Origin of the sequence: Kosakonia sp. H7A (assembly GCF_003028445.1) — a bacterium.
GTDB lineage: Bacteria > Pseudomonadota > Gammaproteobacteria > Enterobacterales > Enterobacteriaceae > Kosakonia > Kosakonia radicincitans.
In genome coordinates, this window is the sequence record NZ_PYTZ01000003.1 from 189,396 (window position 1) to 202,997 (window position 13,602).

The window sequence follows — 13,602 nt, forward strand, 5'->3', positions numbered from 1 at the left end:
GGCTATGTGACGGGATTTGATGGAACTGTGAAGCAGGGAGAGAATCAAAGTGAAATTGGTAGGGCCAATTCAGATCGCCCCCCGCGCTCAGCACGCGACAAGGGCGATACCAATTAGAATTCGCTTTTGGCAAAGCCAGTCATCACGTCGAGACCCATTTCGCGGCCCAGCGCCGTCATCGGGTGCACAACCACCAGCCCACGAACGCTTTTTTTCAGCTTACCGAGATCGGCCTGCTCTTTTTTGCTGATGGCGCGGCTGAACGGCATTTTCAGTAGCTTTTGCGCTTCTTTGCTCAGCTTCTGATTGTGCTGCTCGCGCAGGCGGGCAATTTCCGTCTCCAGCGTGGATTTCTCTTTTTCCAGTTCGGCGTATTTTTCTGCCGCATCGACTAAAGAGAGGTCAGCCTGCTGGTGGTGAGTTGCATCGAGGCGGTCGCTCAGGCGCTTGATTTCGTTCTTTTCAACGTCTTTCATGGTGCTCAGTTTTGTTGGGGGAAAATGCAAGGATACAACATTTGCGGCGGCGCTTACTTATGGAATGCCTTTTTTAGGCTGATGCGGGAGATGAGCTCAGTCAATGAAAGCACCATGGTGGAGCGCACCACTTGCTGGTAGCGCTGCTTCTGCATGGCGAACAGATCGGCATCGCTGGTATCAAATTGCGGGGTTGGCGGCAGGGCGGCCACGCAATGCAGTTCGCCGAACGGACCGAGAATTTCATCGTCGGTAAAGGCGTATTCCGTACCGTCGTGATTCAGCTCTTCACGCAGCGCCATCAGGAGCTCCGCGTCTTCATACTCCGCACGGGAAATCACGCCCAGGCCGTAAATCAGCTTCAGCCGCACGGATAAATTGCCCAGCGGTCCATCTCCGTCAAGCAGCGGCTCTACAGCATATTTCACCGCGTAGTCATCTTTGCGAAATACCTGCAACACCAGAATATTGATGGCTTCATTGAGCAGTTCAACGGCAGCAATCAAAAAGCTTCGTACGGTTTTGCCCGCATTCAGACGCTCGAGTACACGGTTTTCGAAAGCCTGCGTTTGTTCCATTATTGCCTGCATATCTGACAATTTCGTTAACTGGCGCGGGGATTCCCGCGCCAAAACCGGCATCATGCCTTTGCGTTATATGCGTCGATGGCTTCGGTAACGACCGGGCTGTTAGCATCCAGGCCAGAAATTTGCGCCAGCGCAGCCTGCGGGCCTTTCTCTTCGATAAGCTGGGCCAGCTCTTGCGCCTGCGGATCCTGCTCGCTGCGGTAGTGCATTGCAGCGGCGATACCTTTCACCAGGTTTGCGTGCGGCAGGTTGTACTCCAGCGTACCGAGCAGCGGTTTAATCAGACGGTCGCCGGCGCTCAGTTTACGCAGTGGCTGACGGCCAACGCGTTCCACATCGTCTTTCAGCCACGGGTTTTCAAAACGACCGAGGATTTTCTGAATGTACGCAGCGTGCTTTTCGGGATCGAAGCCATAACGCTTGATCAGTACCGCGCCGCTCTCTTCCATTGCGCCTTTCACTACGGCGCGGATAGCGTCGTCGAGGATGGCATCGCGAATGGTCTGATGGCCGGTCTGTTTTCCAAGGTACGCGGTTATAGCATGCCCGGTATTCAGCGTGAAGAGCTTGCGCTCAACAAATGCCATCAGGTTATCGGTTAACTCCATGCCTGGAATGGCTGGCAGCGCGCCTTTGAACTGGGTTTTATCAACAATCCACTCGCTGAAGGTTTCCACTGTCACTTCCAGCGGATCGTTGGTGGCGGATTCCGCTGGCGGAACGATGCGGTCAACGGCCGAGTCGACAAAGCCGACATGCTCTTCCACCCACGCTTTATCGGCATCGGCCAGTGCGGCGATCACATGGCCTTTCAGTTGGGTGGTGCCGCGTACCATGTTTTCACAGGCAATGATATTCAGCGGCGTGTTGATGCCCTGCGCTTTGCGCTTCGCCAGACCTTTGGCAATCGCCGGGGCGATACGCTCCAGAACAACCGGTCCCACGGCAGTGGTAACCAGGTCGACGTGCGCTATCAGGTCAATCACTTCATCACCGATGCTGCTGACAGCGTTGACGCCGGAAACGGTATCAATCTGCTGTTTTTCTCCCACAACGTGAACCTGATAGCTATGACGGGCATTCAGGGCGTCGAGCACCACCTGATTCACATCGGCGAATGTCAGTTCAATCCCCGCGTCGGCAAGCAGTTTGCCGATGAAGCCACGTCCGATATTACCTGCGCCAAAATGTAATGCTTTCATAGAATTAACCTTCATAAATGTTTTACCCGAGAGGGCCTGGGTGAAGGAACATATACCGTTCTCCTCACCCTGACCCTCTCCCCGAAGGGAGAGGACAAAAGCCCGGTAAGCATTTTGCTACCGGGCTTTGGGGATTACTTGTTCAGCAACGCCAGCACTTCTTCAACGCTGGAAGTCTGAGCCAGACGTTCAATGACCGTCTCATCGTCCAGTGCGTTCGTCAGGCTGGTGATCACCTGGATATGCTCGTTGTTACGTGCGGCGATACCGATGACCAGACGGGCGATATCATCTTCTTCTTCGCCGAAACGTACACCTTGCGGATACTGGCAGAACACCACGCCGGTTTTCAGTACGCGGTCTTTGGCTTCCACCGTACCGTGCGGAACGGCGATCGACTCACCCAGATAGGTCGGGGTCAGTTTTTCACGATCCAGCATTGCTTGCACGTATTCCGGCTCAACATAACCGCCTTTCACCAGTTGCTCACCGGCAAAACGAATCGCTTCTTCTTTGGTGCTCGCGCTGAGACCAAGGAAGATATTCTCTGCGCCCAGCCTGAACAGATTGCTGTTGGTCTCATCAAAGCTGTCTTTCAGGCTGGTCGTCACCTTTGCTTCATTGTCCGTGTGGCGCTGCGCGGCAACCAGACGTTCAGTCAGGCTGGTGTACAGGCCGCTGTCCAGGAAGTTGGTCAGCGAAATATGCTGCGCCTGCGGTACCTGACGCATTGCACGCTCGGTCAGATCGCGGTGCGTGATCACCAGGTCGACATCCGGCGGCAGGCTGTTAATCGCGCTGTTGGTCACTGAGATGTTGGTCAGGCCAGCATCCTGCACTTTCTTACGCAGTACGCCTGCGCCCATGGCGCTGGAACCCATACCGGCATCACAGGCCACGATGATTTTACGTACGTGGCTCAGGTCGTTGGTGACATCGCCAGCCGACAGCGGATTTGCACCTTTGGACTCGGCTTTCATGTCCTGTACGCGACGGGTAGCGGCTTCGATATCTTCATCTTCTTCTTTCACTTTGCTGGTTTTCAGCAGGATAGAAGAGATAACGAAGGAGACGACCAGCGCAGCCAGAATTGCCGTGATGTTAGCGAAGTAGGCACCTTTCGGCGTCATCGCCAGCACTGCCAGGATGGAACCCGGAGAAGCCGGAGAAACCAGACCGCCGTTCAGCACGCTCAGCGTAAACACGCCAGTCATACCGCCGAGGATCACCGCCAGCAGCAGACGCGGGTTCATCAGCACATACGGGAAGTAAATTTCGTGGATACCACCCAGGAAGTGGATGATTGCCGCGCCGCCCGCAGACTGTTTCGCGCTGCCGCGACCGAAGAACATATATGCCATCAGCACGCCCATACCCGGACCCGGGTTTGCTTCAATCAGGAAGAAGATGGACTTGCCGAGTTCGTGAGACTGCTGAATACCCAGCGGCGAGAAGATACCGTGGTTGATGGCGTTGTTGAGGAACAGGATTTTCGCCGGTTCAACAAAGATGGACGCCAGCGGCAGCATGTCATGCACAACCATGAAGTTAACGCCCGCAGCCAACGCTTTGGACAGCACTTCAACGGCCGGGCCGATGCCCAGGAACGCCAGAATGGCGAGGATCATACCGATGATGCCAGCGGAGAAGTTATTCACCAGCATTTCGAAACCGGATTTGATCTTGCCGTCTACAGCGGCGTCAAATTTCTTGATGCAGTAGCCGCCCAGCGGGCCGGCAATCATCGCGCCGAGGAACATCGGCATATCCGCACCGACGATAACCCCCATTGTGGTGATAGCACCCACCACGCCGCCGCGATCGCCGCCAACCAGACGACCACCGGTGAAACCGATGAGCAGCGGCAGCAAATACGTAATCATGGGGCCGACGAGTTTCGCCAGCGTCTCGTTTGGTAACCACCCTGTAGGAATAAACAATGCTGTAATGATACCCCACGCGATAAACGCGCCGATGTTGGGCATCACCATATTGCTGAGAAAGCGACCAAAGCTTTGCACCTTGATCTTGATATCGGATGACATAAAACACCCCTTCTTATGTTTACTATCGCACAGGCCGGAAGCCCGAGGTTTTGTTGTTAACGTGGCGGCAGAGGTAGCCGGACCTGGGTTATCTGTGAGGCGAAATCTCGCACCGAATTGCGTAACTGTCCAGACGATGGCCTTTAACGTGATGTTGATCACACTAATGAGGGGGATACCCTGCCACTTAGCGTGATGTTCATCACAAAAAATCAGTGTAAAAAAAGAACAAAGGATAAAAACTGAACGATTAAGGGGGGTAAATGTGATCCTGTTCACAATTGATGGGCGCGACTTTGTTATTTATTTGTGACCTAAATCACAAGATATTTTTGTCAGGAGTTTTCCGAGTGTGATCGCCAGCAAACTGTATTTTTTACACTCAGGACAACCTGTAACTTCCTTTCACGTCGTCTGGCGAGGCTTAATCTAGTATCGGAAGTTTTCACATTGATGAAACAATTTACGACGACTAGTACATAATTAGGTTTTTGTTGGCAAAAAAGGACCCAAAAATGAAACTTATCGGCAGCTACACCAGCCCTTTTGTCCGCAAAATCTCCGTGATGCTGCTGGAAAAGGGGATCACCTTTGAATTTATCAACGAGCAGCCCTACAACGCGATCAACGGCGTGGCGCAATACAACCCGCTCGGTAAGGTCCCCGCGCTGATTACGGATGAGGGTGAAGTCTGGTTCGACTCGCCGATCATCGCGCAATACATTGAGTTACTGGCTATCGCACCGGCGTTATTGCCGACGGAGCCTGTGGCTGCGCTAAAAATTCGCCAGCTGGAAGCGCTGGCCGACGGCATTATGGATGCTGCGCTGGTCTCGGTGCGTGAACTGGCGCGCCCGGTTGAGCAGCAATCGCAAAGCGAGCTGCTGCGCCAGCGGGAGAAAGTTTCGCAGGGCCTGGATACGCTGGAACGCTACCTGCAAGAGGGAACGCTCAGCGTGGATACGCTGAACCTGGCGACCATTGCCATCGCCTGCGCGATTGGTTATCTCAACTTCCGCCATGTCTCGCCGGGCTGGTGCGTGAATCGCCCGCTGCTGGTGAAGCTGGTCGAGAACCTCTTCCAGCGTGAGAGTTTCGCCCGTACGGAGCCGCCAAGGGCCTGATAAGCATGGTGTCGGCCTGAGCAAAGTCGCTGTACAATCCCCTCACGTCAATCCCCCTGACGGGAGGGGGCAACTCATAGCCAGGCCTTTTCATGACAACTCTTTACAGCCAGATCCCATCGACCGATCGCCTGTTACGTGACGAGGCGTTCGCCACTTTATTAACGCTTTTCGGCCATAGCCGCGTAACGCAGATGCTGCACCAGCTACAGGATGAAGCGCGTGAGCAAATCCGTCAGCAGCAGGCATTACCCGACTGGTGCGATGCCTGGGCCAGTGAAACGCAAAAGCGGCTGGAACAGAGCAACGCCAGCGCGCTACGCCCGGTGTTTAACCTGAGCGGCACCGTACTGCATACCAACTTAGGCCGCGCGGTGCAGCCGCAGGCAGCGGTCGATGCTGTTGCGGCGGTCATGGGTTCTGCGGTGACGCTGGAATATGATCTCGACGGCGCCGGGCGGGGGCATCGCGATCGCGCGCTGGCGGATTTACTCTGCCAGCTAACCGGCGCGGAAGACGCCTGCATCGTCAATAACAACGCTGCTGCCGTGTTGCTGATGCTGGCAGCCACGGCGGCGGGGCGTGAAGTGGTGGTGTCGCGCGGCGAGCTGGTGGAGATTGGCGGCGCGTTCCGCATTCCGGACGTGATGCGCCAGGCGGGCTGCGTGCTGCATGAAGTGGGAACCACTAACCGCACGCATGCTAAAGATTACCGCCAGGCGATCAACGACAACACGGCGCTGCTGATGAAGGTGCATACCAGCAATTATCATATTGACGGTTTTACTGCCGCGGTGGACGAAGCGGAGCTGGTGACCCTTGCCGAAGCGGCTGGTCTGCCGGTGATTGTCGATCTGGGTAGCGGCTCGCTGGTGGATTTAACCTGTTACGGCCTGCCAAAAGAGCCGATGCCGCAGGCGCTGATCGCCGCAGGCGTCAGCCTGGTGAGCTTCTCCGGTGATAAGCTGCTCGGCGGCCCGCAGGCGGGGATTATCGTCGGTAAAAAAGCGCTGATTGCGCAGTTGCAGCAGCACCCGCTGAAACGGGCGCTGCGGGCGGACAAAATGACGCTGGCGGCGCTGGAAGCTACGCTGCGTCTCTATCTGCACCCGGAAAAGTTACCGCAGAGCCTGCCGACGCTACGTTATCTGACGCGCCCGGAGCCGGAGATCCGCGAGCAGGCGTTGCGGCTGTGCGCGGCGCTGAATGCGCGATATAGCGAGTTCGACCTGCGTGTCGAAGCCTGTTTGTCACAGATTGGCAGCGGCTCTTTGCCGGTCGATCGCCTGCCTGGCGCAGCCGTGACCTTTACGCCGCGTAACGGCAGCGGGCGTCGGCTGGAAGCGCTGGCGGCGCAGTGGCGGGCGTTGCCGCAGCCGGTGATTGGCCGCATTTACGATGGTCGCTTGTGGCTGGACTGCCGCTGTCTTGATGATGAATCCCGCTTGCTGGAGATGTTGCTGAAATGATTATTGCCACTGCCGGGCATGTTGACCACGGCAAAACAACTCTGATCGAGGCGCTGACCGGCGTGAATGCCGATCGTTTGCCGGAAGAGAAAAAACGCGGCATGACTATCGATCTGGGCTACGCCTACTGGCCGCAGCCGGACGGGCGCGTACCGGGGTTTATTGATGTGCCGGGGCACGAAAAATTCCTCTCGAACATGCTGGCGGGCGTCGGCGGCATCGATCATGCGCTGCTGGTGGTTGCCTGCGATGATGGTGTGATGGCGCAGACTCGCGAGCATCTGGCCATTTTGCAGCTCACCGGTAACCCGGCGCTGACCGTGGCGCTAACGAAGGCCGATCGCGTGGATGGCGCACGAATTGAGCAGGTGCGCGCAGAAGTACAAGAAACGCTGAAAGCCTTTGGTTATCCGCAGGCAACCCTGTTTGTCACTGCCGCAACAGAGATGCGTGGCATCGCTGAATTACGTGCGCATCTGTTGCAGTTGCCGGAGCGCGCGCACCCGGAAAATCAACGTTTTCGTCTTGCGCTGGATCGCGCGTTTACCGTCAAAGGTGCCGGGCTGGTGGTGACCGGTACAGCGCTCTCTGGCGATGTGCGCGTGGGCGATACGTTGTGGCTGACCGGAGTGAATAAACTGATGCGCGTGCGCGGCCTGCATGCGCAGAATCAGCCAGTTGATCATGCTCATGCCGGGCAGCGTATTGCGCTCAATATTGCCGGGGACGCGGAAAAAGAGGCGCTCAGCCGCGGTGACTGGTTGCTGTCACAGCAACCGCCGGAGCCAACGGAGCGGGTGATTGTCGCGCTGCAAACGCACACGCCGCTGACCCAGTGGCAGCCGGTGCATATCCACCATGCCGCCAGCCATGTTACCGGCCGCGTTTCGCTGCTGGAAAACGGTCTCGCCGAGCTGGTACTGGATATGCCGCTGTGGCTGGCCGATAACGATCGGCTGGTGCTGCGTGATATCTCTGCGCGCAGTACGCTGGCCGGAGCGCGCGTGGTAACACTCAACTCACCGCGTCGCGGCAAACGTAAAACCGAGTATCTGCAATGGATCGCGGAGCTGGCGCAGGCGGGTGATGATGCGCAGGCGCTGCTGGCGCATTTATCGCGCGGCGCTGTTGATCTGACGGCGTTTGGCTGGGCGCGGCAGCTCAGCGCGCGCGGGCTGGAAGCGCTGCTGGATAACCCCGGTTTTATTCGCGCTGGTAATAACCTGTTGAATGCGCCGGTAGCGGCGCGCTGGCAGCGGAAGCTGCTGGATACGTTGGCAATCTACCATGAGCAGCACCGCGAAGAGCCAGGCCCTGGGCGCGAGCGTTTGCGGCGCATGGCGTTGCCGATGGAAGATGAAGCGCTGGTGCTCACCCTTATCGAACGGATGCGCGAGGCGGGCGACATTCACAGCCATCATGGCTGGCTGCATCTGCCGGATCATAAAACTGGCTTCAGCGATGAACAGGAGCATCTGTGGCAAAAGGTGGCTCCGCTGTTTGGTGACGAACCATGGTGGGTGCGCGATCTGGCACGCGAAACCGCAAGCGACGAACAGGTGATGCGCGGCGTGCTGCGACAGGCGGCTCAGCAGGGGCTCATTACGGCGATCGTGAAAGATCGTTATTACCGTAACGATCGGATTGTCACTTTTGCCAGCATGATCCGCGATCTGGATCAGGCGCGCGGTTCCACCAGCGCCGCCGATTTCCGCGATACGCTGAACGTGGGACGCAAACTGGCGATTCAGATCCTGGAATATTTTGACCGCATTGGTTTTACCCGCCGACGCGGCAATGACCATATCCTGCGTGACAAAGCCCTTTTCCTGAAGGAATAAACCCCAGGCAGAGCGCCAGAAATGTTCATGCAAATGACAAATCTGGCGCCTTTCCCCTCTGCGATCAAAGCGCAGCAGCGACGCTTTCGGCACTCTTGGCTTTTTTAATGCCTGCTGGAGTGGAAAATGAACCGTTTTATTATCGCCGATTCGGCAAAATGCATTGGCTGCCGCACCTGCGAAGTGGCCTGCGTGGTGTCGCACCAGGATAATCAGGACTGCTCAACCCTCTCGGCCTCCGCCTTTTCTGCCCGCATTCGGGTGGTTAAAACCGGTACATTTTCCACGGCAGTAACCTGCCATCACTGCGAAGATGCGCCCTGTGCAAATGTCTGCCCGGTTGGTGCGATTCATCGCGCCGACGGTGCGGTACGGGTGGAACAATCCCGCTGTATCGGCTGTAAAAGCTGCATGATTGCCTGCCCGTTTGGCGCGGTGCAGGTGACGCGAGTTGACGCGCGGGCGCAGGCGCTGAAGTGCGATCTGTGCCAGCACCGCGAAACCGGACCCGCCTGTGTGGAAGCCTGCCCGACCAGCGCTCTCAGCTGTGTGAACCCGTCGCAACTGCGCGAGTATCGTCTGCGAAGCCAGTTAGCGTAAGCCGTTAAAGTTCTACGTCAGCGTGTTGGCGCGCGTTCGCCAGTGGAGTAGTACGGAGCGGGCTGCGGCACAATAAGCGTTTCATCACGCAATCCCTTTTCAATCAGTGCGCCGAACGGCGATGACAAGTATTGCTGTGAAGACGTGCCCCCTTGCGGGGGCACAAAAATTTTTACTGCTGGGTTAGTTTTTATCTGCCGCCGACGATACCGCTCATATCGCTGAGAGGCTTCGAGGTGGTGCTTCTCCCCTGGTGCTGGTGGAATTGCTGATAGTTGAGCCTGTATGACCGTATTCGGGGGGGATTGACGTTCGCCAGCAGCCCGGAGGCCTTGGCAGAAACACCGTCGTCGCCGCAATTGCGCTGAGGTGGCGAATGTTATTAGTTGCCATGCTGATACTCCGCTCAATTAACACGCCGGACGACGCATGAATTAAGTGTAAATCGCATTTATAGACCAGCAACGTTGGCGCATTAATATTTTGCAAAAAAATGAAAAATATGATTATTCCTAAAGTGCCAGTATTTTCATTTTGTATGTCATTTAAAATCAATTGCTTAGGTTTGTGTCTTTAATTTATACTTAACAAAGATTTGCGTTTTTAGATTTTATTAAAAAGAGATATATCCTTGACAATTATTTTGATTAACAGAAAGCAAGTTTAGTTTTTATTTATGGAATATATCCATGTAAAAAAAATCTCTGTTTAATTAAAATTAACCTTTATGTGGTTATCTGGCAGGCATAAAAAAGCCATCCTGATGATGGCTTTTTTTAATTCTTTTCAGGCCTCGTTTTCTTGCCAGGCTTTTTCAACCTCTTCGGCGAGAATTTTTACCCCGGCTTCGATAAGCGCCAGTTCCGGCACATAGTTCATGCGCATGCACTGGTGCGTGTGCGGCCAGGGTTTATCCAGCCCCGGGAAGAAGTAATCGCCCGGCACCATCAGCACGCCGCGTTTTTTCAGGCGCTGATAAAGTAATTCGGTACTGATAGGCAGATCCTTGAACCACAGCCAGAGGAAAATCGCCCCTTCCGGTTTATGGATCAGGCAGCGCTCTTCGGGCAGGTAGCGGCGCAGAACGGCGATGGTTTCCTGAACTCGCTGGTAATAGAACGGTTTGATCACGTTTTCAGAGAGGCGCAGCAGATCTTTGCGCTTAATCATCTCGCACATCATTGCCGGGCCGATGCCGCCAGGCGCAAGGCTGATGATGCCGTTCATGTTGCGAATGGCGGAGATAATTTTGTCGTTGGCAATGATAATTCCGCAGCGGCTGCCTGGCAGGCCCAGCTTCGACAGGCTCATGCACAGGATAATATTCGGGTTCCACAGCGGACGCGCTTCGCTAAAGATGATGCCCGGGAAAGGTACGCCGTAAGCGTTATCGATCACCAGCGGAATGTTGTGCTGATTCGCCAGCACATCGAGTTTCATTAACTCTTCGTCGGTGATCACGTTGCCGGTAGGGTTGGTTGGCCGCGAGACGCAAATCATCCCGGTCTCTTCGCCGATATGCAGATGTTCGAAATCGACATGGTATTTAAACTGGCCATCAGGCAGCAGTTCAATATTGGGTCGCGCCGAAACAAACATCTCCTCTTCCAGCCCGGAATCCGCATAGCCGATGTACTCCGGCGCCAGCGGAAATAATACTTTTCTGGTACTTCCATCGGCACGACGGCCTGCAAACAGATTGAACAAGTAGAAAAACGCGCTCTGGCTGCCATTTGTCAGTGCAATATTCTGCGGTTCAATATCCCAACCCAGCTCTTCGCGCAGCATCGCGGCCAGCGCCGTCAGCAGCTCGGTTTTGCCTTGCGGACCGTCATAATTGCACAGCGCATCAATCGCTTTGCCGTTTTCTACCATCCCGGCAAGCAGGTTATGGAAGTAATCGGTCATGGCCGGGATTTGTGCCGGGTTACCGCCGCCGAGCATGATAGCGCCAGGGGTGCGTAAACCGTCGTTGAGATCCTCCATCAGGCGCGTAATGCCTGCATGGCGGGTAAATTTGTCGCCGAAAAGTGAAAATGTCATCGCTACTGCTCTGTCGGGCTACTGTTCAAAGTGGCTAACCATAACGCTCCGCAGAGCAGTGTGCAAATTGCCGCGCCGTGACGATTTTCGCTGTTTATACTAACTCTGTATTTTTTGTCAGCATAATATGCTGATATTTGCCTTATGGCTCAGCGCGTGGCCGCACCCGCCCAGACAACCATGACTTTGTCTTCTCCTTGCTCGCGTACGAACCCATATCCTTGCGGCAATGTCAGCGTGGTTTGTTTTCCTGCGCCCAGTGCCGGATGGCGCGCGCGGAACTGGCCAAGCGTTTGCCAGTGGCGCACGCTTTGCGCGGCTTTGCCGTCAAGATCCTGCCAGTTCATGTCCGATCGCGTGCCTTGCAGCGGATCGGATCCCGTGGGGCCAAACGGACGGGCGGATTCATCACCGTAGAAGATCTGCACCGCGCCTGGCGCAAGCAATAACAGCTCTGCCGATTGCTGGCCGCCTTCGCGGAACAGGCGGGTATCATGCGAGGAGAGATAACTCAGGGCGTTAAAGCTTTGCAGTTTGTCCGCCATTTGCTGCCAGACAGTATCCATATTCGCCAGGCACGGCACGGCGCTGGCGGCCTGCTCCTGATAATCAAAATTGATCATCGCGTCGAAACCGTGGTCGTAGTAAGCGCTGCGCATGACGCCGTGGCCCCAGGATTCGCCGGTCATCCAGAATGGCGCATCATCAATTTTCTTCTGCGGGTTGGCTTTTTTCCACTCGGCCAGCGCCTCTGTCGCCTGGGTTTTCAGCTGCTGCCAGGCCGCCAGCTCAACGTGTTTGGCAGTATCAACGCGAAAACCGTCGATACCATAATCACGCACCCACTGGCTGAGCCAGTGAGTCAGATAATCGCGCGGCGTGTAACCGGCAATCTCCCGCGCGTGGGTGTCCGGTTTATGTTGGTAGAAGACGGGCAAGCCGGATGGCGTGGTCGATTCTGTTTTCAGGTCAGGCAAGAACGCCAGCGACATGGTCAGATCGTCAAAGCCGGGGTTGTCATAATCGCCAATATCTGTGCGGATCCAGTTTTTGCCCCACCAGTTTTGCCACGCCGTTTTATCGCTGAAGTTGATGTAGTCATTGAAACTGTGCCAGGTCTGGCCAGCGGCGGGCTTCCAGTCTGTCCAGTGCTCGCCGAGGATTTTGCGCCGTTCATCCTCTTTCAGATAAAGCGCGCCAAACTGATACGTCTGCATATCCGCAAGTGTGGCGTAACCGGTGTGGTTCATCACCACGTCAAACAACACGCGGATGCCGCGTCGGTGCGCTTCATCTACCAGCGTGCGCAAATCCTCTTCGCGGCCCATATTGGCATCCAGGCGCGTCCAGTCTTGCGTGTAGTAGCCGTGGTAAGCGTAATGGGGAAAATCGCCTTTCGTGCCGCCGCCTACCCAGCCGTGGATCTGCTCCAGCGGTGAGCTTATCCATAACGCGTTCACGCCCAGTTGCTGCAAATAATCAAGTTTGCTGGTTAGCCCTTTCAGATCGCCGCCGTGGAAGGTGCCGATCTCCTGCATGCCATCTTTGTGTCGCCCGTAGCTGTTGTCGTTTGACGGGTCGCCATTCACATAACGGTCAGTTAAAACAAAATAAACGGTGGCGTTATGCCACTGGAAAGGCGCGGGACCATTGGTTTCCGCACGTTCTAACAGCAGCAACCCGTCACTCTCTGGCGCAGGCTGAAGGGTAATTTTGCCGTTGCGGACGGTGGTGATTTGCTGGCTGTAGAAATCGCGCACCTGGCTGCCTTCCGGGAACGTTGTGCCGACGTCTATCGTCAGTGGCTTATCGCTGCGCACCGGGCACTGGCGCGCCACGTTTGCGCGGGCGTCGGTATTCTCGCTTTTCACGCTCAGTAACAGAGTGGGCGTGCCGGAACGGGTATCGAGCTGCAACTGGTAATCGCCGTCGCGGAAAATGCGCCACTGCGGTGGGCTGCCTGTGCAGGGAACCAGGGATAACATCTGGTTGAGCTTCACCCCTTCAGCAGGCTGCCAGCATTGCTGCCCCTCCTGCAATGTGAGTGGATAAGCCCCTTTTTTCAGCGTCGCCTGGCTGCGCCACAGACCGGTGCCATCGTTGGTTAAGGCGGGAAAACGGCTGGCGGACCAGTCGGCGAAGGCGAAGCAGGGTATAAAAAGCAGTGAAAGCGCGGCGTGTTTCATCTGATGTCCCGTTAACGGCGGTTTCTTTC

Annotated in this window: 10 protein-coding genes; 4 read left to right on the forward strand and 6 right to left on the reverse strand. The window is 55.8% G+C overall.

Translation table 11 applies throughout. The annotated features are described in order from the left end of the window. Positions 1–113: 113 nt before the first annotated feature. The 4 genes from CWM66_RS13830 to CWM66_RS13845 all read right to left on the reverse strand — a co-directional run bounded on the left by CWM66_RS13830 (position 114) and on the right by CWM66_RS13845 (position 4,310). A complete protein-coding gene (locus CWM66_RS13830) occupies positions 114–476 on the reverse strand; it encodes a YibL family ribosome-associated protein (protein WP_107146796.1) in 363 nt (120 codons plus the stop codon). Between the two features lie 53 nt (positions 477–529). Then, complete coding sequence (gene mtlR, locus CWM66_RS13835) at positions 530–1,117, reverse strand: mannitol operon repressor MtlR (RefSeq protein ID WP_090397976.1); 588 nt, start codon at positions 1,115–1,117, stop codon at positions 530–532. After that, complete coding sequence (gene mtlD, locus CWM66_RS13840) at positions 1,117–2,280, reverse strand: mannitol-1-phosphate 5-dehydrogenase (protein ID WP_035886773.1); 1,164 nt, start codon at positions 2,278–2,280, stop codon at positions 1,117–1,119. Before mtlD ends, mtlR begins: the two co-directional genes overlap by 1 nt. A 119-nt stretch (positions 2,281–2,399) precedes the next feature. Next, positions 2,400–4,310: a PTS mannitol transporter subunit IICBA gene (locus CWM66_RS13845; RefSeq protein WP_107146797.1), complete on the reverse strand. Its 1,911-nt coding sequence runs from the start codon at positions 4,308–4,310 to the stop codon at positions 2,400–2,402. A 515-nt stretch (positions 4,311–4,825) separates the two neighbouring features. On the opposite strand from CWM66_RS13845, the gene CWM66_RS13850 reads away from it, so the two are divergent. From CWM66_RS13850 to CWM66_RS13865, 4 genes are all read left to right on the forward strand, one after another. Then, a complete protein-coding gene (locus CWM66_RS13850; RefSeq protein WP_007369529.1) occupies positions 4,826–5,434 on the forward strand; it encodes a glutathione S-transferase in 609 nt (202 codons plus the stop codon). Between the two features lie 92 nt (positions 5,435–5,526). Further along, positions 5,527–6,903: an L-seryl-tRNA(Sec) selenium transferase gene (selA, locus tag CWM66_RS13855; RefSeq protein WP_007369530.1), complete on the forward strand. Its 1,377-nt coding sequence runs from the start codon at positions 5,527–5,529 to the stop codon at positions 6,901–6,903. Next, positions 6,900–8,744 carry a selenocysteine-specific translation elongation factor gene (gene selB / locus CWM66_RS13860; protein ID WP_007369531.1) on the forward strand — a complete coding sequence of 615 codons (1,845 nt, stop codon included), beginning with the start codon at positions 6,900–6,902 and terminating at the stop codon, positions 8,742–8,744. Before selA ends, selB begins: the two co-directional genes overlap by 4 nt. 126 nt (positions 8,745–8,870) lie before the next feature. Further along, complete coding sequence (locus tag CWM66_RS13865; protein WP_035886768.1) at positions 8,871–9,344, forward strand: 4Fe-4S dicluster domain-containing protein; 474 nt, start codon at positions 8,871–8,873, stop codon at positions 9,342–9,344. A 786-nt stretch (positions 9,345–10,130) separates the two neighbouring features. On the opposite strand, the gene avtA is transcribed toward CWM66_RS13865, so the two are convergent. Then, entirely contained in the window at positions 10,131–11,387 is a 1,257-nt protein-coding gene (avtA, locus tag CWM66_RS13870) for a valine--pyruvate transaminase (RefSeq protein WP_007369534.1), read from the reverse strand. Between the two features lie 149 nt (positions 11,388–11,536). Further along, positions 11,537–13,573: an alpha-amylase gene (locus tag CWM66_RS13875; protein ID WP_007369535.1), complete on the reverse strand. Its 2,037-nt coding sequence runs from the start codon at positions 13,571–13,573 to the stop codon at positions 11,537–11,539. Positions 13,574–13,602 lie beyond the last annotated feature (29 nt).

What these genes read in the sequence shown, in the direction of transcription:
- CWM66_RS13830 (WP_107146796.1), bottom strand. Translation starts at nt 476, where the DNA reads ATGAAAGACGTTGAAAAGAACGAAATCAAGCGCCTGAGCGACCGCCTC.
- mtlR (WP_090397976.1), bottom strand. Translation starts at nt 1,117, where the DNA reads ATGCCGGTTTTGGCGCGGGAATCCCCGCGCCAGTTAACGAAATTGTCA.
- mtlD (WP_035886773.1), bottom strand. Translation starts at nt 2,280, where the DNA reads ATGAAGGTTAATTCTATGAAAGCATTACATTTTGGCGCAGGTAATATC.
- CWM66_RS13845 (WP_107146797.1), bottom strand. Translation starts at nt 4,310, where the DNA reads ATGTCATCCGATATCAAGATCAAGGTGCAAAGCTTTGGTCGCTTTCTC.
- CWM66_RS13850 (WP_007369529.1), top strand. Translation starts at nt 4,826, where the DNA reads ATGAAACTTATCGGCAGCTACACCAGCCCTTTTGTCCGCAAAATCTCC.
- selA (WP_007369530.1), top strand. Translation starts at nt 5,527, where the DNA reads ATGACAACTCTTTACAGCCAGATCCCATCGACCGATCGCCTGTTACGT.
- selB (WP_007369531.1), top strand. Translation starts at nt 6,900, where the DNA reads ATGATTATTGCCACTGCCGGGCATGTTGACCACGGCAAAACAACTCTG.
- CWM66_RS13865 (WP_035886768.1), top strand. Translation starts at nt 8,871, where the DNA reads ATGAACCGTTTTATTATCGCCGATTCGGCAAAATGCATTGGCTGCCGC.
- avtA (WP_007369534.1), bottom strand. Translation starts at nt 11,387, where the DNA reads ATGACATTTTCACTTTTCGGCGACAAATTTACCCGCCATGCAGGCATT.
- CWM66_RS13875 (WP_007369535.1), bottom strand. Translation starts at nt 13,573, where the DNA reads ATGAAACACGCCGCGCTTTCACTGCTTTTTATACCCTGCTTCGCCTTC.